The following is a 257-nucleotide window of genomic DNA, read 5'->3' on the forward strand; positions in this document are numbered from 1 at the left end:
GAAATGCCGGAAATTTTTTAATTAATCTATTAGCTGGGATTATTGCTTATACTCACCAACCTAAAAAGCCATCGATAAACTTAGCAGAGCAGCATCGCTTATTGTTAATGGCTGCCTAAAAACCCAAAATTCAGGTTCTTAGAAAACGAGCTATTATTGAAACGGTGAATGATCAACTAAAAAATATTTCTCAAATTGAACATACACGCCACAGAAATGCCGGAAATTTTTTAATTAATCTATTAGCTGGGATTGTT

General features: G+C 33.5%; 1 pseudogene. It reads left to right on the forward strand.

The features are described 5' to 3' along the window. Positions 1 to 134: 134 nt before the first annotated feature. Positions 135 to 257, forward strand: a pseudogene (locus tag BU804_RS02115) (transposase); the annotation flags it as partial.

The organism is Candidatus Protochlamydia sp. W-9 (genome assembly GCF_001950615.1).
Taxonomy (GTDB): domain Bacteria; phylum Chlamydiota; class Chlamydiia; order Chlamydiales; family Parachlamydiaceae; genus Protochlamydia; species Protochlamydia amoebophila.